This is a genomic window from Actinoplanes sp. NBC_00393 (genome assembly GCF_036053395.1).
Classification (GTDB): domain Bacteria; phylum Actinomycetota; class Actinomycetes; order Mycobacteriales; family Micromonosporaceae; genus Actinoplanes.
In genome coordinates, this window is the sequence record NZ_CP107942.1 from 6,288,440 (window position 1) to 6,306,861 (window position 18,422).

Consider the following 18,422-nt stretch of genomic DNA (forward strand, 5'->3'; position numbering starts at 1 on the left):
CGAGCTTGATCGGGCTTGGGCGGCCGGCTCGATGAAGTGATTTCGCAGGTTCCCGGTGGGGACGAGTTCAACCGGCCTGCAACGGTTCGGAGAACCGTTGGACACCCGACGGTCCATAACGTTTCTTCTCATGAATGGCCTGTTCAGCAACGCCGCCGCCCGCGCTGCTCAGCGCTCCGCCCACGCCTCGCTCGCCGACCTGACCGCCGCAGTCGGTGTCAGTGGTATCGCCGCCGCGCAGGAGAACCCCGGCCTGATGTCCGTGATCGACCAGCACGCCGCCGGCGTGCGGGACAGCCTCGAGGCCGACAGCCGGCCGCTGACCGCGATCCTGCTGGCCGCGTACGCCGAGGGTGTCCGCGACGCCGCCTTCCAGCACGGCTGGGCCGCACCCGAGGGCCCGATCGACTGGACCGAGAACGACTGGGTCCTGCGCCGCCTGCTCGCCGTCTGCATGCTGTCGCGCAGCCTGCCGGCGCCCCGCTGACTCTGAGCACCGCCCCGGCCTCCGCCGTCCGGGGAACCGCTCCCACCTGACCGTCACGGCCGCGAACCCGGCCATCCAGCACCCGAAACCGGCCGTATGGGGCCGGCACCGAACATCTCGCAGTCGGCTGTATGGGCCGGTGCCGGGATGTCCCGGTGCCGGCCCCACGTCATTTCCCGGGGCTACTTCCCGGCCGGGCCGCTGCTGGGACGGTTCCGGCCGGGCTCGGTGGGAGCTTCGTCGTCGGCGGTCTGCGTTCCCTCGGCCACGGGCAGGGGCACCACCTGCGTACGCTCCCCGTCGTCAGCCGGCTCGATCACCACGGAACGCTCCGTGCCGGGGATCCGGACGAGGCTCGACTCGCGCACGTCCGAACCAGAAGTGACCACCGTGGTGTCGTCCGCGTTGTCCTCAGCGCTACGGAAGATCACCGTCTCGGTCGCACCATCACCGGTCGGCGCTGTGTCGCCGGCTCCCCGGCCAAAAACCACCGTGTCTGTCGAACCGCCACCGCGCGCGGTCGTGTCGACTGTGTCGTCATCGCCACGGCCGAAGGTCACCGTCTCCGCCGAATCCCTGTTGGCTGCCGTCGTGTCGGCCGTGTCATCACCGTTGCGCCCGAAAATCACTGTCTTGGTCGAGTCGTCCGCCGATTCCGGTGTGTCGTCGCGCCGAATCACGGTCGTCACCTCGTCGGCAGAAGAGTCCGGAAAGGCAGCCGATGGGGCAGACGATTCCGGGCGGGCCGCCGAGGGGGCAGACGATCCCGGAGAGGCCGCCGAGGGGGCAGACGAACCCGGGGAAGCCGCCGAGGAGGCAGACGAACCGGAGGCGACCGCGGAGGAAGCAGGTGTGCCCGAGGGAGCAGGTGAATCCGGGGAGGCCGACGAAGGAACAGACGGGCCCGAGGAGGTCGCCGAAGGTGACGGAGAAGAGGCCGGTGACACCGGGGAGGTGAGACCTGGAGCTTCCGGGCCGAAACCGGGAACAGGGTTGCTCAGATCGCCGGCCGGTGCGGCGATGACCTGGGTCTCGTCGGCATCCCGCTCGTGGGCACGACGCTCCTCCGCGGCCATCCGGGCTGCCCGGGCCCACTTCTCGGCGTCGGCGCGGCGTTCCTCCGCAGCCCGGCGTTCCTCCGCGAGACGTGCCTCCTCGGCGCGCGCGGCCTCCTCAGCACGGCGAGCGTCCTCAGCGCGACGTTCCTCTTCAGCCCGGCGCGCCTCCTCCGCCTGCCGCGCCTCCTCAGCACGGCGAGCTTCCGCGGCCTGCCGAGCCTCCTCGGCGCGACGGGCCTCCTCAGCGAGCCGCGCTTCCTCGGCTAGACGTGCCTCCTCGGCCCGGCGGGCCTCCTCCTCCCGGCGCGCCTCCTCCTCGGCGGCCTGCCGCGCGCGGTCCTCCGCATAGACCCGGGCCTGCTGGCGGATCGCAGCGGACTCGGTCGCCGCCCGGTCCAGCCAGCCTTCCCAGCGCCCTTGCATGGGCCGGATCAAGCCGCCGCCGACACCGACGATGATCACGCCGGCGACGGTGGCCAGGATCGTGATGAGCAGCGGCCGGGTCACCGAAGTAGCGATGCCGATCTGGTCGAGCCCGGCGATCACACCGAGAGTGACGATCACCGCGGCGACGGCTTTGGCGAGCACCCGCGCGTAGCCCAGGTCGCCGAGCGCGGCCACGATGAGATCGTGGGCGGCGCCGGCGACGGCGGCGGCGACCACCACCACGACGATGCCGACGAACACCTGTGGCAGCCAGGCGATCAGGGAGTTGAGCAGGTCGCTGACTGGGTTGGGACCCCAGAGACCGAAAGCGATCTGTACGGCGATCAGCAGCACCACGAAGAACGCGAGCCGGGCGCAGACGTCGGTGGCGCTCGGCGCCTTGCCCCGGAACAGCCGCCCGGCCGGACCCCGCTGGATCGCCCGGTCGAAGTTGACCCGGCGCAGCGCCTTGCCGGTCACCGTGCGGGCCAGCCGGGCCAGCAGGTAGCCGACGATCAGGATCGCCAGGAACGCCAACGCGTACGGCAGGAACAGCACCACCGATCGCCACAGGTCGCTCAGCCCTCGGCTCAGCCCGTCCTGGCTCATCCGCCCTCCCTCGTCCGGCACGCCACTCGGCCACCTCAACGAACGATAGGACTCAGGAGTACCACGTGCCTCCGACAATCTCCGCGGCCCCCGAGTCGGCGGGGACGACTCAGGCGCAAGCGGTTCCGTTGATCGCGCAGCCGGTCGGCAGTTCCTCGGGCACGCCGTCGATGGTGAAACTGATGGTCACCGACTCACCGGCGGCGAGTTCAGCTCCACCGGCCGGCCGGAACGTGACCCTGCTCCCGGATTGCGACATCCGCACGTCGCCGCCGGACAGGGTGACCTCCTCCCCGCCCGGCACGGTGAGGGAGACGGACCAGTCGGCGCCGGCGCTGCCGCCGGAGTTGACCACCTGAACTGTGCCGCTGTAACCGGAGGCGGCGTCCGACCGAAAGCCGTAGAACGCGGTGTACGCAGCCGGGTCGGCGGCCGGCCCGCTTGATTCGGGACTCAGTGACCGCGTCGGCTCGCGGACCACGGCACCGAGATCGATGCTGGGCAGCGACGGTGAACTGCTCGCGGAAGCCGAGGCGGACGGTGAGCGGCTGGCCGAAGGAGAAGCCGAGGTCGGGGCGCTGCTGGCGGGAACCGGATCCTCCGAGTCCGCTGCCGGCGAGTCGGTCGCTGAGGCCTCGGCGCCGACCGGCGCGGTGCTGACCGCGACCGGGGTCTCGGGCTCGTCGTCGCCGCCCCGGACGAACGCCACGCCACCGACCAGCAGGGCCAGCGCCGCAACGGTCACGGCCGCGGCCCGGATCCGGCGGACGCGGGTGGCGCTGCCAGGCGCGACGTGGGACACCGGAAGCCGCCCGGACTCGGCGCCGGGCGCCGGCCAGGGCCGCTCGAACCGCGCCTCGGTGACCGCCGACATCGTGACCGTCTCCGCAGAATCGGCCCAGTCCGCGAGAGCCGCATACCGCTCAGCCGTCATGTCCGCCGAAGGCTCAGCAGGCACGTCCGAGGATGGAGACGAGGCAACGGCAGGAGACGAAGGAGGAGACGAGGCAACGGCAGCAGACGAAGGAGGAGGAGAGGAAGGGGACGAGGACCAGTCGACGGTCACGCCTGAGGAAGGTCCGAACGAGGAGGGCGACCCAGCCGACGGCTGATCATCGAACCACCCCGGCTCGGAGGGAGCGAACTCCGACAATTCAGAATGCTCCGCGTTGTGGCGCATCACACGGCGCGGTCGATCGGTCACGGCGGCGACCTTAGCCGAATCCCGATCATGTAGACCAAGCTCAGAACGCCGCCGACCTGCCACGCTGTGTCACCTCCCGCGTGAAACAGTCACGACACATCTGCCTGGCAGGCTTGAGAGACAGTCAATAACCGGACGGACGGCCGGTGGGGCATCGTACAAACGGACCACTCGGGATAGGCTTTCCGCATGGTCGGCTCGGGAGGGATCAGCTCGGGCGGGATCAGTCCGGGCGGGTTGTCCTCGCCTGCGATCTCGGCATTGCCCGTGCAGGCGGTCGGCGCAGAGCACACCGGCAAGGGCTGCGCGGCGCTGGTGCATGCGTTCGACTGGTCCCGCACTTCGCTCGGCCCGATGGTCCGGTGGGACCCGGCGTTCCGGGCAGCCGTCGAGCTGATGCTCGCCTCCCCGGTGCCGATGATGCTGGCCTGCGGCGACGACTTCGTGGTGCTCTACAACGACGCCTACGCCGAGGTTCTGCACGCCCTGCACCCGACCGCGCTGGGTTCGCCCGCCGAGGAGGCGTTCGGCGAGGCCTGGCATCAGCCCGGGATGGGTGACGTGGTCGCGCAGGTCTACCGCACCGGCCGCGCGGTGCTGGAGCCGGAGAGCCAGGTTCCGGTCACGCCGGGCGGCACCGAGCCCGCGTTCTACACGCAGGGTCACTCGGCGATCCGCGACTCGCGGGGTGCGATCGCCGGCGTGCTGATCGTCGCCGCCGAGACCACGCAGGTGATCCACCGCCTGCAGAGCCTCGGCGAGCTGACCGCTCGACTGGCCGGCGCGCTCACCATCGACGACGTCACGCGCGTCGTCCTCACGTACGCAATGGCCTCTTTTGATCTTGATCATTGCGTGCTCGCGGTGGATGACGGCAGTGCCTACCGCTATGTCCGCCGGATTCGCGGCGAAATGCTGGACGAGGCGGACGAACGGCTGCCGCCGGTCTGGCGGCGCGTCGGCGCCGATCCGGCGGCGCCGCTGGTGGCTGCGGCCGAGACCGGCCGCGCGACGTTTGTGAACGACGGTGAGCCGCTGCGTGCGGTGGCCACCGACCGGCATGAGCGGCGGGTCCGGGCCCTGGCCGCGCTGCCACTGCGGACGCCGTCCCTGCGCGGCGCGCTGACCATGGGCTTCCGTCACGCGCATGCCTGGCTGCCCGCGGAGCGTGCGCTGCTGAAAGCCGCGGCCGAGCTGGTGGCCCAGGCAGCGGAGCGGGCGCGGCGTTTCGAGGCCCAGCACGGTACGGCGCAGTTGCTGCAACGGAGCATGTTGCCCGAGCACCTCCCGGAACTGGACACGTTCCGCATCGCCGCACGCTATGACGTCGGCGTGGACGGCAATGCGGCCGGCGGCGACTTCTACGACGCGTTCCACCTGCTGGACGGCCGGCTCGCGATGGTCCTGGGCGACGTGGCCGGGCACGACGTGCGGGCGGCGGCGGTGATGGGCCAGGTGCGGGCCGCGCTGCGGGCCCTCGCGCTGACCGATCCGGCCCCACCGAGCGTGCTGGCCGGGCTGGACCGGCTGGTCGGTTCGCTCGGCGCGGAGTCCCGGAACGAGGAGATCTTCGTAACCGTCGTGTACGGCGTGCTCGACCCCGCCGACGGCTCGATCACCCTGGCCAGCGCGGGTCACCCGCCGCCGGTGCTGCGCCGTGCCGGGCAGGGCGGCGAGCGGGCCACCGCCGAGCTGGTGAAGGTGCCACCCGGCGCCCCGCTCGGGCTGGGCGGCCGCTGGCAGACCGGTTCGCTGATGCTGGAGCCGGGCGACACCATACTGATGTTCAGCGACGGCGTGGTGGAGCGCCGCGGCCGGCCGCTCAACGAGGGGCTGGACGCCCTGGTCGCCGCCGCGGCGGGTTCGGCCAGCGGCGACCCGCGCAACATGTGTTCGCTGGCCACGGCCGCGGTCGAGGGCACCACCGACGACGACGTGGCGGTGCTCGCGGTGGAGCACGCGCTGGCGATGAGCCGGTCGGCGACCATGCAGGTGGCCGCCGAGCCGACCGGCCCGAGCCGGGTCCGGCAGTGGATGACGACCCGGCTGCGGGAGTGGTCGGTGCCGGAGCCGGTGATCGGCGCGGCCATCCTCTGCACCAGCGAGCTCACCACCAACGCGCTGCTGCACGCCGGCACCCCGGCCCAGGTGCACATCGATCTGAACGCCGAGCGGCTGCTGGTCTCGGTGGCCGACACCGGTACGCGGGGCAGCGTGATCCGGGCGCAGACCGACACGCTCGCCAGCCGGGGCCGCGGGCTCGGCCTGATCGAGGAGCTCAGCGATTCGTGGGGCACCGACCCGACGGTTCGTGGATCAACAGTCTGGTTCGAGATGCTGCTTCCGGGTAATGCGAGGGCATGAGGCCCGGAGTTCTGTTCGACGTCGACGGCACCTTGATCGACACCACATATCTGCACGCCGTCTCCTGGTGGGAGTCGCTGCGGCAGCACGACCACGACGTACCGATGGCGGAGATCCACCGCGGCATCGGCATGGGCTCCGACAAGCTGCTCGACCATCTGCTCGGCGCGGACCGTGACCACGACGCGGACGAGGAGATGACCACCGCGCACGACGTGCTCTACGGAGCCTGGTGGGAGCGGTTGCGGCCGCTGCCGGGCGCCGCCGATCTGGTTCGTGCGGTCGCCGCCAGAGACCTGGCCGTGGTGCTCGCCTCCTCAGCCCGGGAGCCCGAGTTGAACCAGCTCCGCCGGGTCCTCGGCGCCGACGACGTGATCACCGCCGCCACCTCGTCCGCCGACGCCGAGGAGAGCAAGCCGGCCCCGGACATCCTCCAGGCCGCCCTGGACCAGTCGGACGTCGACCCGGAACACGCCGTCTACGTCGGTGACGCCGTCTGGGACGTGCAGGCCGCCGGCAAGCTCGGCATCCCCTGCATCGGCCTGACCTGCGGTGGCACCAGCGCCGCAGAGCTGCGGGAGGCGGGCGCGATCGCGACGTACGCGAACCCGGCCGCCCTGCTCGAGGACCTGGAGTCCACCGCCATCGCTGACCTGAAGTAAGAGCATGCAACTGTCCGATGTGGTGTTCGCCCTGATCGGGGTGGGCGCCCTGCTCGCCGGTATCCTCCCGCGCCTGGTGGAACGCCGCCCGCTCTCCATGCCGATCGCCTTCCTCGGCCTGGGCATGCTGGTCTTCGGCCTGCCCCTGAACCTGCCCGAGGCGGATCCGCTGGCCCACGCCAAGCTCACCGAGCACCTCACCGAGGTCGGCGTGATCGTCGCGCTGATGGGCGCCGGCCTGAAGATCGACCGCCCGTTCGGCGTACGCCGCTGGGCCTCGACCGGCCGCCTGCTGATCATCGCGATGCCGGTGACCATCGCCGCGATGGCATTCCTCGGCTGGTGGTGGGTGGGCCTGGTGCCGGCGTCCGCCCTGCTGCTCGGCGCCGCGATGGCGCCGACCGACCCGGTGCTCGCCTCGGACGTGCAGGTGGGCGAGCCGACCGACGAGGAGGACTCGGAGGACGAGGTACGGTTCGCCCTCACCTCCGAGGCCGGTCTCAATGACGGCCTGGCCTTCCCGTTCGTCTACGCCGCGATCGCGATGGCCATCGGCGGATCCTGGTTCGGCGAATGGGTCCTCAAGGACGTCCTCTACAAGGGCGCGGTCGGGCTGGTCGGCGGCATAGTGATCGGGCACCTGCTCGGTAAGCTCTTCTTCCGGGCGAAGCGGGACGCGCTACGACTCGCCCGGCATTCCGAGGGCTTCCTGGCGCTGGCTGCGACCTTCCTCGCGTACGGCCTCGTGGAGGTGATCGGCGGCTACGGTTTCCTGGCCGTGTTCGTGGCGGCGCGGGCGATCCGGGCTGCCGAACGCTCCCACGAGTACCACCAGGTGCTGCACGATTTCGCCGAGCAGACCGAGCGCCTGCTCACCGTACTGTTGCTGCTGCTCCTCGGCGGCGCCGTGGTCAGCGGCCTGCTGGCGCCGCTCACCTGGCAGGCTGCTCTGGCCGGCCTGTTCCTGATCTTCCTGGTCCGGCCGCTGGCCGCTTTCGCCTCCCTGCGAGGCGCCCCGGGGACGACCGCGGAACACTGGGTGATCGCGGTGTTCGGGATCCGTGGCATCGGCTCGTTTTATTACCTTGCGTATGCAATGACACACGCCGATTTCGCGTCCGCCGACCTCCTCTGGGCGACCGCCGGATTCGTGGTCGTCGTCTCGGTCGTGCTCCACGGAATCGCCGCAACTCCGGTCATGCGTCACCTGGATCACTCAGTCACTCACGCTAGGTAATACTTTTCTGCTCTAAACCGGACAATGAACCGTGCGGTGGTGACGAAGCGTATTCAGTGCCGTAGAGTGCTCAAGCAACTGGGGATGTCCACAACGGAGCGGCTCATGCGGATCAGAGGCTATGCACCCTTGACACCATGCTGGGTGGAACTCGCGAGTGCGGACCCCGCACGCGCGGCGGAGTTCTACGGAGAGTTGTTCGGCTGGGAGTCGGCGGGTGATCGGTTCAAGCTCGGGGGGCGTGCCGTGGCCGGCCTCACCCGCAGCCGGCTCGACCGGCCGGACGGCTGGCTCACCCATCTCAGCACTCCCGATCTGGAGGAGACCCTCGAGCAGGTCGCTCTCTCCGGCGGGCACTGCCTGAGCCACCCGGCCGAGGCGCATGGCGGGCGCCGCGCGATCGTGGCGGACCCGTCCGGCGCGATCATCGGTCTGTGGCAGGGCTACGACTTCGCCGGCGCACAGGCCGGTGGCGAGCCGGGCACCATGTCCTGGCCGGAACTGATCACTGACGACGCGAACGCGGCGGCCCGTTTCTACGGTTCGGCGTTCGGCTGGCTGCTGCGGCACGAGTTCGGCACCGGCGAATGGCTCAACCAGGGGCACGACGCGATCGCCGGGCTGGCGGCCGGTTACCGCGGCGCCTGGTGGCGGGCGGCGTTCCAGGTGGACGACATCGAGCAGTCGGCCGCGCACTGCGAGCGTATCGGCGGCACCGTCGTCAGCGAGCCGGCCGAGGCGGGGCTCACCGCGTTCGCCGAGCTCGCCGACCCGTACGGTGCTCGCTTCACCGTCGCGGCGCCGGTGCACCACCCGGTCGAGCTGACCGTCTCGCTGGGAAATCTCCCTGCATGGGAGTGACCTTCAGCGGGTAATGGCACAGGCGTTCGAGACAATCGACCGGAAGGACGGCGTCATGGCCGACCAGACGAGCGCCGATACCGGCAACACGATCAAGGACCCCGCCGACTGGACCACGGGCGAGGAACCGGCGACCGGCGCACAGGAGTCGTACCTGCGCACGCTCGCCTCCGAGGCGCACGAGGAGGTCCCCGAGGACCTCACGAAGGCGGATGCCTCCCGCAAGATCGACGAGTTGCAGGAGAAGACCGGCAGGGGACGCTGAGTCGATCCGCGGGACCGGCCCGATCGGGCCGGTCCTTTCTTTTGCCCTCTGTGTCAACTTCGGTTGACGAGGCGCCCTTCGTCAACGTAAGTTGACAGCCATGACCGAAGCGACCGATCTGGCCGCGGCCGCCGGCAGCACCGACCCCCGGGTCGGCCTGCGCGCGGTCGTGGCGCTGCGCCGCCTCCTGGAGGGCCTGGAGCACCTCCAGGTCGCCAACGCGCGCGACAAAGGCTGGTCCTGGCAGGAGATCGCCGACGCACTCGAGGTGACCCGCCAGGGCGTGCACAAGAAACACGCGAAACTGATGCCGATGCAGGACCCACGGGAGGGCTGACATGTTCGAGCGATTCACCAAGGAAGCCCGCGCCGTCGTCGTCGGCGCCCAGCAGCAGGCCCGCGAGCTGGGACACGAGACCATCGGCACCGAACACACCCTGCTCTCCCTGCTCGCCGGCGACAACGGCGCGATCCGCGACGCCCTGAGCAACCGCGGCGTCGATCAAACCTCGGTCCGGCAGGCGATCATCGAGCACGTCGGCGACCACAGCGAGGCCACCACCATCGCCGACCGCGACGCCGAGGACGCGGCCGCACTCAAGGCCATCGGCATCGACCTGGACGCCGTCCGCGCCGCCATCGAGGAGAACTTCGGAGCCGGCGCCCTGCGCCTGCCCCGCCCCGCCCCCAAGAAACGCGGCATCTTCGGCCGCTTCCAGACCGGCACCAGCCACATCCCGTTCTCCCCCCGCAACAAGAAGGTCCTCGAGCTCTCCCTGCGCGAAGCCATCCGCCTCAAGCACAACTACATCGCGCCGGAACACATCATGCTCGGCCTCCTGCGCGAAGGCGCGGGCCTGGCAGCCCTCATCCTCGCCGAAAAAGCAGTCGACTTCGATGCGGTGCGCGAGCAGCTGACTCGCTCACTCAACAGCCACGCGGCCTGAAACCTCTGCGGGGTACGCGCGGCGCCGCTCCGCCGAATTTTCGCCGTCCCCCGCTACGGCGCGGCCACCAGCCCACTCACGGCCCTACCGCGGCCGCCGGGCTTAAGCAGCCGGTCACCAGCGCTCGGCGCCCCGCCCCGGCCCCAGCGCCACTCACCCAGCGCCCGCCCGGCTGACACCCAGCGCTGCTTCGCAGCCGCGGAAGCAGCACTCACCGTCAGCCACGAACGACCAGCTGACCACCAACGCTGCTTCGCAGCCACCGAAGCAACCCCCACCGTCAGCCACGAACCACCAGCTGACCACCAACGCTGCTTCGCAGCCCCGGAAGCAACACTCACCGTCAGCCACGAACCACCAGCCGACCACCAACGCTGCTTCGCAGGCCCGGAAGCAACACTCACCGTCAGCCACGAACCACCAGCCGACCACCAACGCTGCTTCGCAGGCCCGGAGGCAACGCTCAGAGTCAGCTCGACATGATCAAGCTGGTCGACGCCGAGCGCGGCGGTTCGGGGACGGTGATAGCCATAAGGCACAGCCGGGGCCCGTTTCAGGGCCTCTTCGATCATTCGGCTGGGTGTGAGGGCTGTTTCAACGGCCAGGAAGCAGCCCTCACACCCAGCCGGCGTGATCAACAAGCATGAATTCGGGGCCGGGCTGGGCTTAAGGACCTGGGCGCCGCTCGGTGGGTATCGCCGCCGGTCCGGCTGGCGTGTCCGGCACTTGCGGGTCGCTCGGTTAGTGCCCCGCCGGCGGCTCGACCGGGGCGGCGCCGAGCTGGCAGTCCAACCCGGGCGGCGTTGAGCTAGCAGCTCGACCGGGGCGGCGCCGAGCTGGCAGCTCAACCCCCGGCAGCACCAAGCTGGCAGCTCAACCCTGGCGGCACCAAGCTGGCAGCTCAACCCCCCGGCAGCTCAAGTCCGGCAGCACCAAGCTGGCGGCTCAACCGCGGCAGCCCAAGCCCGGCAGCACCAAGCTGGCAGCTCAACCCCGGCAGCCCAAGCCCGGCAGCACCAAGCTGGCAGCTCAAGCCCGGCAGCGCTGAGGTGGCAGCTCAACCCGGCAGGCGCCGAGCTGGCAGCGAGACCCGGCGGCATTGAGCGGGTGGCTGGGCGCGGCCGGCGCCGTTGGGTGGTCGGTGACGCACGAGCCGGCGGTGTTCTTCAGATTTGAAGTTTCAGATTTGAAGGAGTACGGTCTACCCATGGCCGAACCGCTCAGCGAGACCCAGCTGCTGCACTGGCGCACGTTCCTCGAGAGCTCGTGGGCCCTGCACACCCGCCTCGAGGACGAGCTGCGGGCCGCGACCGGGCTGAGCATGAACGACTACCACGTTCTGGTCGCGCTCGCCGAGGCGCCGGGCCGCCGGATCAGGATGGGCGAGCTGGCCAATCGTCTGGTGCTCTCGCCGAGCCGGATCACGTACCAGATCAGCTCCATGGTCAAGCGTGGCCTGGTCCGCAAGGAGAGCTGTCCCGACGACGGCCGCGGCCAGGAGGCCGTGCTCACCGAGGAGGGCCTGGAGACGCTGCGTTCTGCCGCGCCGGCCCATCTGGCGACCGTCCGCGAGAGCTTCATCGACCATTTGGACGACGAGGAACTGGCCGTGATCGGCCGCGTCTTCGCCAAGATCAGGAAGGTGTGAACCATGCCCGCCATCACCGTCGACGACGTCCTCGTCCTGCCCCGCCTGCCCCGGCTCGACGCGATGACCGACTTCCGGCCGGTCCGCCGGCTGACCACCGCCCCGCAGGGATATGAGGGTGAGGGTTTCCCGGTCCGCCGGGCCTTCGCCGGGGTGCCGCTGACCGAGCTGGACCCGTTCATCCACCTGGACCAGATGGGTGAGGTCGACTACGCGCCGGGCGAGCCGAAGGGCACGCCGTGGCACCCGCACCGCGGCTTCGAGACCGTGACCTACATGATCGACGGCATCATGGACCACCAGGACTCGCTGGGTGGCGGCGGTTCGATCACGAACAGCGACACCCAGTGGATGACCGCCGGTTCCGGCATCCTGCACATCGAGACTCCGCCGGAGCATCTGGTGATGAGCGGCGGCCTCTTCCACGGCCTGCAGCTCTGGGTGAATCTGCCGCGCGCCGCGAAGATGCTCGACCCGAAATATCAAGACATCCGGGGTAAGTCGGCGGCGCTGCTGACCACCCCGGACGGTGGCGCCCTGATCCGTGTGATCGCCGGTGAGATCGCCGGGCAGAGCGGCCCCGGTTCCACCTTCACCCCGATCAACCTGGCGCACGTCACGCTGCAGCCCGGCGCACGGCTCGACCTGCCGTGGCAGCCGGATTACAACGCGCTGGTCTACACGCTGTCCGGCGAGGGCTGGGTCGGCACCGATCTGCGGCCGATCCACATGGGACAGCTCGCCACGCACGGTCCGGGCGACGCGATCCGGGTCGAGGCGAAGACCGAGCTGGACCTGTTCATCATGGGTGGCAAGCCGATCCGGGAGCCGATCGCGCACTACGGCCCGTTCGTGATGAACACCCGCGACGAGCTGAAGCAGGCCTTCGAGGACTTCCAGAAGGGCCGGCTCGGTGTCGTTCCGGCGACCCGCGTGCCGCACACGGACTAACTAGGCTGACCGGCATGGACCGGATTCAGCGTTTCGCGGAAGTCGTGGTCCGGGCGGGGGTCGACCTTCAGCCCGGCCAGGGCGTCATCCTGAACACCGACATCGCACATCTGGAGATCGCCCGGGCGGTGGTCGAGGCGGCGTACGCGGCGGGCGCCGCCTGGGTCGAGCCGATCTGGCGCGACGGGCCGATGCACCGCTCGGCGGTCGATCACGCCGACCTGGAGACGTTGCGCCGCAGCCGCCCGTGGGCCCTCCAGCGGATCAAGGAGTGGAGCGAGCAGGGCGCCGCCTGGATCAGCCTGCACGGCGACCCGGATCCGCACGTGTTCGACGGCGCCGACCCGGCGAAGGCCGCCGCCTTCCCGCTCGAGGAGGCCCGGGCCCGCCGCGAGGCGGTTCTCGGCAAGCTGCGCTGGACCGTGGTGGGCGCACCCAACCCGGGTTGGGCCACCCAGGTCTTCGGCGAGCCGGACGTGGACCGGCTGTGGGAGGCGGTGGCGACCGCGATGCGCCTGGACGAGCCGGACCCGGCCCTCGCCTGGCAGCAGCGGGCCGAGACGCTGGCCGCGCGCGGCGCCGAGCTCGACGCCCTGGAACTGACCGAGATCCGGTACGTCGGAGACGGCACCGACCTGACCGTCGGCCTGATCCCCGGCTGCCACTGGACCGGCGGCGGGATGGTCGACGCGGACGGTTTCGCCTACCTGCCGAACATCCCGACCGAGGAGGTCTGCACCAGCCCGGACCGCCGTCGCGCCGACGGGGTGATCCGGTTGACGAAGCCGCTGGCTCTGAACGGCGCGCTGGTCACCGGACTGCGGGCCCGGTTCGCCGGAGGCCGGATCGTCGAGGTCACCGCCGACTCCGGCGCGGACATCGTGGAGGCGCAACTGGAGACCGACCCGGGCGCCCGCTACCTGGGCGAGGTGTCCCTGGTGGACCGGGACAGCCGGATCGCGCGGGCCGGCATCGTCTTCCACAACACGCTCTTCGACGAGAACGCCGGCTGCCATGTGGCGTGGGGGCAGAGCTTCCCGTTCGCCGTGCCCGGCGGTGTCGCCATGACCGACGAGCAGCGCGCCGGCCTCGGCCTGAACATGTCGAGCGTGCACACCGACGTGGTGATCGGCGGCGACGGCATCACCGTGACCGGGACCGGCCCGAAGGGAACGGTCGACCTCATCCGCGACGACGAGTGGGTGCTGTGAGGGCGGCCTACGACGAGATCGCCGACTGGTACGAGCGGGAGTTCCTCCCGGCGAGCACCCCGGGCGATCCGCTCGGCATCCGCCAGGCCCTCGCCGACCTGCTCGGCGAGGGCCGCGGCCGCTGTCTGGAGATCGGCTGCGGCACCGGCGTCCACGCCACCCAGCTGCGCGAACTCGGCTGGACCCCGCTCGGCGTCGACCTCTCCGCCAACATGCTCGGCTACGCCGCGACCCGCCTGCCGGTGGCCCGGGCCGATGCCACCCGCCTGCCGATCCGCGACGCCGGTCTGGACGCCGCCGTCGCCGTGATGGTCCACACCGACATGCCCGGCTATCCCTCGGTCTTGCGCGAGATCGCCCGGGCACTGCGCCCGGGTGCCCCATTTGTCCACATCGGCGTCCACCCGGCGTTCTGCGGCGGCTTCGCCGACCGCACCGACCCGTCCGCGGTGATCATCCGCCCCGGCTATCTGGACGGCCACTGGACCAGGGCGTCCTGGACCACCCAGGGCGTACGCGACAAGGTCGGCGCCAGCCACTGGCCGCTGCCGGCCCTCCTGCACGCTTTCCTCGACGCAGGGCTGAGCTTCACCCGCTTCACCGAGGGAGGCACGCCGGTGCCCACAGTGCTGTCGATAAACGCTTTCCGGTACGAGTAAGCGCCGCCCCCGAGAATCCACACCTCCCTGCGCTACGACGCGACCGGGCACAACGCAGGGCCGCCCGGCGGCCGCCGGGCTTATGCACAACCCGGGCTTTCACGATGCCCGCAGCGAGCGGCATCGCCGGGCGGAGGGCAAAAGGGGCGCCCGCCGGGACCATCTGCTCAAGCCCGGCGGGCGCGGTGAAGGCCGTGAGTGGGCTGGTGATCGCGTCGTAGAGCGGGGACGGGAGTGATTTTGGGAACAGTCACACCCGTACCCCCGAAAGAGCGTGAGTGAAATGCCTGGTCTCCCCGGCGGATCAGGACATCAGCAGCATCGCTGTGGTGCCCAGCAGGACCAGAAGCAGGACCGCGATGAGCAGGCCCTTCTCGGCGGAATCGGCGGTCTCGGGCACGGTTGTGGTGGCCAGCGGCTCGCTGCTCATGGGATCCACTCCTCCGCGGGATCGGGGGTACCGCTCCGGGGTGCGGGCGGCGTGCGGGAGGCTTACGGTGAGGGCGTCGTCGACCTCGAAGGGGTTGCTGTGCCGCCGCAGGAATGGCTTCTCACCGCTGCCGAACGCGGCAACCCGGACACCTCCATACCCACATGGAACACCGGAAACACGGTCGAGCCACTTATTCACGGGCAAATGTACTTCGATCGGTTGTTATCCGAGGTGGAAGCGCTGGCGGCCGGTGATCATCTCTTCTTCACCGACTGGCGGGGTGACCCGGACGAGCAGATGCACGACGGCGGGCCGACGATCGCCGAGCTGTTCGCGGCGGCAGCCAAGCGCGGTGTCGTGGTCAAGGGGCTGCTGTGGCGGTCCCATCTGGACAAACTCGCCTACAGCGAGGAGGAGAACCGCACGCTGAGCGACGACATCGAGGCCGGCGGCGGTGAGGTGCTGCTCGATCAGCGGGTGCGGCGGGGCGGCTCGCACCATCAGAAGCTGGTCGTGCTGCGGCATCCGGAGCATCCGGAGCGGGACATCGCGTTCGCGGGCGGGATCGACCTGTGTCACAGCCGGCGCGACGACGCGGAGCACCACGGGGACCGGCAGGCGGTGCGGATGGCGAAGGCGTACGGGCCGCATCCGCCCTGGCACGACGTCCAGCTGGCGTTGCGCGGTCCGGTGGTCGGCGCGCTGGACACCTCGTTCCGGGAGCGGTGGAACGATCCGGCGCCGCTCGACCAGCACGGCCCGATCTCCACGGCCACGGACATGCTGCGGCACGAGGACATGCGGGCCGACCGGTTGCCGCCGCAGCCCTCGGACCCGCCGGAGTGCGGCTCGATGACCGTGCAGGTGCTGCGGACATATCCGGCGATGCGCCCGGCGTACGGGTTCGCCAAGCTCGGCGAAAGGTCGGTGGCCCGCGGCTACACCAAGGCGATCAAGCGGGCCCGGCGGCTCGTCTACCTGGAGGACCAGTACCTGTGGTCCAAGGAGGTCGCGCAGCTGTTCGCCGAGGCGATGCGTGACAACCCGGACCTGCACCTGGTCGCCGTGGTCCCCCGGCACCCGGACGTGGACGGCGCGTTCGCGCTGCCGCCCAACCAGGTCGGCCGGGAGCAGGCGATCGAGCTCTGCAAGAAGGCCGCGGCCGACCGGGTGCACGTCTTCGACCTGGAGAATCACGCGGGCACGCCGATCTACGTGCACGCCAAGGTCTGCGTGATCGACGACGTCTGGTGCAGTGTCGGCAGCGACAACTTCAACCGTCGTTCGTGGACGCACGACAGCGAGCTGTCCTGCGCGGTGCTCGACGGCACCCGGGACGAGCGGGAGCCCGCCGATCCGGCGGGGCTCGGCGACGGCGCCCGGCAGTTCGCCCGCGAGCTGCGGCTCTCGCTGATGCGCGAGCACCTGGACCGGGCCGAGGACGACGACGCCGACCTGCTGGATCCGGCGTCCGCGATCGAGGCGATGACCGAAGCCGCCGACCGGTTGCGGGAGTGGCGGGACGGGGGCCGGCAGGGTCCGCGGCCGCCGGGCCGGTTGATCCCGCACGAGACGAGCCGGCTGCCCTGGTATCAGCGGTGGTGGGCGACTCCCGCGTACCGGCTGGTCTACGACCCGGACGGCCGGCCCTGGCGGGATCGCCGGGCCGCCTCCTGGTGAAGCTCGACCCGCATCACCGCGCGCCGCGGCGTCGGCCGGCTGACCTCGGCGAAACCGGCGTCGACGAAGATCTGGTAGCTGCCGACGTAGAGCTCGCCCCAGGTGTACTCCCGGCCGGCGACGGTGACGATCGGATAGCCCTCCAGCGCCCGGGCCCCGCGGTCACGCGCGAACGGCACGGCGGCCGCGGCGAGAGCCCGGCTGACGCCGCGACGGCGATATCCGGTCCGGGTGACGAAGCAGGTCACAGCCCAGACATCCGGATCGGTCCGCCTCTCGTCGCGCCCCGCCCACGGCACCCGAGCCGAGCCCAGCCGGGGGTACACCGTGCGGGACTCGACCGCGCACCAGCCGGCCGGCTCCCCCTCGAAGTACGCCACCAGGCCGCTGCTCGACTCCGCCGCCGGGTCGTCGCAGCCGGTCTGCTCGTGCAGCCGGCGGGCCCGCTCCCCGACCGGCACGGACCGCCACTCGGCCGCCGTGATCTTGAACCATTGGCACTGGCAGCGGGCCGGCTCGCCACGGGTGCCGAAGACCGTCTGCAGATCCGCCCAGGACGCCTCGTTCGCCGGAACCACCGAGATGTCCATGACATGCGAGCTTAGGCGGGATCGGGCCGGCGCGTGAGCGTCCAGGTACGCGGCACCCGGATCGGCGCCGCCGGGTCTCCGCCGGGAGCCAGCCCCACCCGCCACGCCCGCATCGGCGGCCGTCCCAGTGCCCACCAGCGTTCGGCGAGGGCCACCGCGACAGCGGTGTACTGCTCGGCTGCGGGGCCGGATGCGAGGACCCTGCCGTCCGGCAGCACGGCCGCCCCCGCGGCGCCGCTGTCGTCGACCAGGGCGAAACAGGTCTGCTCCCGGCGGGGCACCCCGGCCCGGGTGACCCGGTGGTGCCAGGCGCCGGCCGCGTACCAGAGGTCCCGGTAGGCGAGCGCGTCCAGGGCGGGATCCCACCGCTGTTCGGCGGTCTCGTCCAGGTCACCGGCGAAGACCGTCGGCTGCGGGTGGCTGCCGGTGTGCTGGGCGGTGAGCGGGCCGGCGGCGCTCATGAAACCCGCTGGGCAGACCACCGCGCCGGTCACCTCGTCCTCGGCACCGTTGCGGACGGCCAGGACCGGGTGGGTGCCGGCATGCTCGACCGGTACGACGATCACGCCGCCCGGCGCCAGCCGGTCCAGCCAGTGCGGGGAGACCCCGGCCACGCCCACGGTCACGATGATCCGGTCGTACCGGCCGTCGGGGCCCGCCGTGTAGCCGTCGGCGGTCTCCACCCGTACCCCGCCGATGCCGGCCCGGGCCAGCGCGGACCGGGCCCGGTCCGCGACGTCCGGCTGCACGTCCACTGTGGTGACCACCGCCCCCATGGTGGCCAGCAACGCCGCGTTGTAGCCGGTGCCGGCGCCGATCTCGAGGACCCGCATGCCGGGCTGCACGCCGAGCGCGTCGATCATGAGCGCCATGAGCGACGGCTGGCTGGACGAGCTGACCGGCACGTCGCCGGTCAGCTTGGTGACCAGCACGTCGTTGCTGTAGACGGTGGGCAGGAACTCCGGGTCGGCCGGGAGCACCCGCCTGCCGTCGCCGGTGTAGAAGCCGTCCGGGACGAAGACCTCGCGGGGCACCGCGCCGAACGCCTTGGCCACGGCCGGCGCCAGGGTGACGCCGTCGCGGCGGATCTGGTCGAGGTAGTGCCGGCGGGCATGGTCCATGCCTGCCAC

General features: G+C 71.0%; 18 protein-coding genes. 13 read left to right on the forward strand and 5 right to left on the reverse strand.

Annotated elements, in window-relative coordinates; translation table 11 throughout:
• Positions 1-130: 130 nt before the first annotated feature.
• Positions 131-487 carry a DUF6401 family natural product biosynthesis protein gene (locus OHA21_RS29285; RefSeq protein ID WP_328460244.1) on the forward strand — a complete coding sequence of 119 codons (357 nt, stop codon included), beginning with the start codon at positions 131-133 and terminating at the stop codon, positions 485-487.
• Positions 488-669: 182 nt separating this feature from the next.
• Here OHA21_RS29285 and OHA21_RS29290 read toward each other — a convergent pair whose 3' ends face one another.
• The gene (locus tag OHA21_RS29290) at positions 670-2,580 is read right to left on the reverse strand and encodes a mechanosensitive ion channel family protein (RefSeq protein WP_328460246.1); all 1,911 of its coding nucleotides are present in this window, start codon (positions 2,578-2,580) and stop codon (positions 670-672) included.
• 109 nt (positions 2,581-2,689) lie between these two features.
• Positions 2,690-3,514 carry a cellulose binding domain-containing protein gene (locus tag OHA21_RS29295; RefSeq protein ID WP_328460248.1) on the reverse strand — a complete coding sequence of 275 codons (825 nt, stop codon included), beginning with the start codon at positions 3,512-3,514 and terminating at the stop codon, positions 2,690-2,692.
• Between the two features lie 459 nt (positions 3,515-3,973).
• Here OHA21_RS29295 and OHA21_RS29300 point away from each other — a divergent pair, with 459 nt between their 5' ends.
• The 11 genes from OHA21_RS29300 (at position 3,974) to OHA21_RS29350 (ending at position 14,589) form a co-directional block, all read left to right on the forward strand.
• Positions 3,974-6,148: an ATP-binding SpoIIE family protein phosphatase gene (locus OHA21_RS29300; protein WP_328460250.1), complete on the forward strand. Its 2,175-nt coding sequence runs from the start codon at positions 3,974-3,976 to the stop codon at positions 6,146-6,148.
• Positions 6,145-6,810 carry an HAD family hydrolase gene (locus OHA21_RS29305; RefSeq protein WP_328460252.1) on the forward strand — a complete coding sequence of 222 codons (666 nt, stop codon included), beginning with the start codon at positions 6,145-6,147 and terminating at the stop codon, positions 6,808-6,810. Before OHA21_RS29300 ends, OHA21_RS29305 begins: the two co-directional genes overlap by 4 nt.
• Positions 6,811-6,814: 4 nt before the next feature.
• Positions 6,815-8,047, forward strand: coding sequence for a cation:proton antiporter (locus OHA21_RS29310; RefSeq protein WP_328460254.1), 1,233 nt, complete (start codon positions 6,815-6,817; stop codon positions 8,045-8,047).
• A gap of 144 nt (positions 8,048-8,191) precedes the next feature.
• Positions 8,192-8,908 (forward strand): VOC family protein, encoded by a 717-nt coding sequence (locus OHA21_RS29315; protein WP_328460256.1) that lies wholly within the window; start codon positions 8,192-8,194, stop codon positions 8,906-8,908.
• Between the two features lie 55 nt (positions 8,909-8,963).
• A complete protein-coding gene (locus OHA21_RS29320) occupies positions 8,964-9,173 on the forward strand; it encodes a DUF3072 domain-containing protein (RefSeq protein WP_328460258.1) in 210 nt (69 codons plus the stop codon).
• Between the two features lie 100 nt (positions 9,174-9,273).
• Positions 9,274-9,510 (forward strand): helix-turn-helix domain-containing protein, encoded by a 237-nt coding sequence (locus OHA21_RS29325; protein ID WP_328460260.1) that lies wholly within the window; start codon positions 9,274-9,276, stop codon positions 9,508-9,510.
• 1 nt (position 9,511) lies between these two features.
• Positions 9,512-10,120: a Clp protease N-terminal domain-containing protein gene (locus tag OHA21_RS29330; RefSeq protein ID WP_328460262.1), complete on the forward strand. Its 609-nt coding sequence runs from the start codon at positions 9,512-9,514 to the stop codon at positions 10,118-10,120.
• A 1,207-nt stretch (positions 10,121-11,327) separates the two neighbouring features.
• Entirely contained in the window at positions 11,328-11,768 is a 441-nt protein-coding gene (locus OHA21_RS29335; RefSeq protein WP_328460264.1) for a MarR family winged helix-turn-helix transcriptional regulator, read from the forward strand.
• 3 nt (positions 11,769-11,771) lie between these two features.
• The gene (locus tag OHA21_RS29340) at positions 11,772-12,719 is read left to right on the forward strand and encodes a pirin family protein (protein ID WP_328460266.1); all 948 of its coding nucleotides are present in this window, start codon (positions 11,772-11,774) and stop codon (positions 12,717-12,719) included.
• 14 nt (positions 12,720-12,733) lie between these two features.
• On the forward strand, positions 12,734-13,930 hold the full coding sequence (locus OHA21_RS29345; protein WP_328460268.1) for an aminopeptidase: 1,197 nt from the start codon (positions 12,734-12,736) through the stop codon (positions 13,928-13,930).
• Entirely contained in the window at positions 13,927-14,589 is a 663-nt protein-coding gene (locus OHA21_RS29350) for a class I SAM-dependent methyltransferase (RefSeq protein WP_328460270.1), read from the forward strand. The genes OHA21_RS29345 and OHA21_RS29350 overlap by 4 nt, the downstream gene beginning before the upstream one ends.
• A 304-nt stretch (positions 14,590-14,893) precedes the next feature.
• Here the strand turns inward: OHA21_RS29350 and OHA21_RS29355 are convergent, their stop codons facing one another.
• A complete protein-coding gene (locus OHA21_RS29355) occupies positions 14,894-15,019 on the reverse strand; it encodes a hypothetical protein (RefSeq protein ID WP_328460272.1) in 126 nt (41 codons plus the stop codon).
• 99 nt (positions 15,020-15,118) lie between these two features.
• Here OHA21_RS29355 and OHA21_RS29360 point away from each other — a divergent pair, with 99 nt between their 5' ends.
• Positions 15,119-16,702 (forward strand): phospholipase D family protein, encoded by a 1,584-nt coding sequence (locus tag OHA21_RS29360; RefSeq protein WP_328478601.1) that lies wholly within the window; start codon positions 15,119-15,121, stop codon positions 16,700-16,702.
• Here the strand turns inward: OHA21_RS29360 and OHA21_RS29365 are convergent.
• Positions 16,651-17,292 (reverse strand): GNAT family N-acetyltransferase, encoded by a 642-nt coding sequence (locus tag OHA21_RS29365; protein WP_328460274.1) that lies wholly within the window; start codon positions 17,290-17,292, stop codon positions 16,651-16,653. The two genes, OHA21_RS29360 and OHA21_RS29365, sit on opposite strands and share 52 nt — an antisense overlap.
• A gap of 11 nt (positions 17,293-17,303) precedes the next feature.
• Complete coding sequence (locus tag OHA21_RS29370; RefSeq protein WP_328460276.1) at positions 17,304-18,413, reverse strand: protein-L-isoaspartate O-methyltransferase family protein; 1,110 nt, start codon at positions 18,411-18,413, stop codon at positions 17,304-17,306.
• Between the last annotated feature and the right edge of the window lie 9 nt (positions 18,414-18,422).

Excerpts from the sequence above, each read along its gene's own strand:
- OHA21_RS29340 (WP_328460266.1), top strand. The coding sequence starts at position 11,772 with ATGCCCGCCATCACCGTCGACGACGTCCTCGTCCTGCCCCGCCTGCCC.
- OHA21_RS29310 (WP_328460254.1), top strand. The coding sequence starts at position 6,815 with ATGCAACTGTCCGATGTGGTGTTCGCCCTGATCGGGGTGGGCGCCCTG.
- OHA21_RS29305 (WP_328460252.1), top strand. The coding sequence starts at position 6,145 with ATGAGGCCCGGAGTTCTGTTCGACGTCGACGGCACCTTGATCGACACC.
- OHA21_RS29290 (WP_328460246.1), bottom strand. The coding sequence starts at position 2,580 with ATGAGCCAGGACGGGCTGAGCCGAGGGCTGAGCGACCTGTGGCGATCG.
- OHA21_RS29355 (WP_328460272.1), bottom strand. The coding sequence starts at position 15,019 with ATGAGCAGCGAGCCGCTGGCCACCACAACCGTGCCCGAGACCGCCGAT.
- OHA21_RS29295 (WP_328460248.1), bottom strand. The coding sequence starts at position 3,514 with ATGACGGCTGAGCGGTATGCGGCTCTCGCGGACTGGGCCGATTCTGCG.
- OHA21_RS29365 (WP_328460274.1), bottom strand. The coding sequence starts at position 17,292 with ATGGACATCTCGGTGGTTCCGGCGAACGAGGCGTCCTGGGCGGATCTG.
- OHA21_RS29320 (WP_328460258.1), top strand. The coding sequence starts at position 8,964 with ATGGCCGACCAGACGAGCGCCGATACCGGCAACACGATCAAGGACCCC.
- OHA21_RS29330 (WP_328460262.1), top strand. The coding sequence starts at position 9,512 with ATGTTCGAGCGATTCACCAAGGAAGCCCGCGCCGTCGTCGTCGGCGCC.
- OHA21_RS29285 (WP_328460244.1), top strand. The coding sequence starts at position 131 with ATGAATGGCCTGTTCAGCAACGCCGCCGCCCGCGCTGCTCAGCGCTCC.
- OHA21_RS29345 (WP_328460268.1), top strand. The coding sequence starts at position 12,734 with ATGGACCGGATTCAGCGTTTCGCGGAAGTCGTGGTCCGGGCGGGGGTC.
- OHA21_RS29300 (WP_328460250.1), top strand. The coding sequence starts at position 3,974 with ATGGTCGGCTCGGGAGGGATCAGCTCGGGCGGGATCAGTCCGGGCGGG.
- OHA21_RS29335 (WP_328460264.1), top strand. The coding sequence starts at position 11,328 with ATGGCCGAACCGCTCAGCGAGACCCAGCTGCTGCACTGGCGCACGTTC.
- OHA21_RS29325 (WP_328460260.1), top strand. The coding sequence starts at position 9,274 with ATGACCGAAGCGACCGATCTGGCCGCGGCCGCCGGCAGCACCGACCCC.
- OHA21_RS29370 (WP_328460276.1), bottom strand. The coding sequence starts at position 18,413 with ATGGACCATGCCCGCCGGCACTACCTCGACCAGATCCGCCGCGACGGC.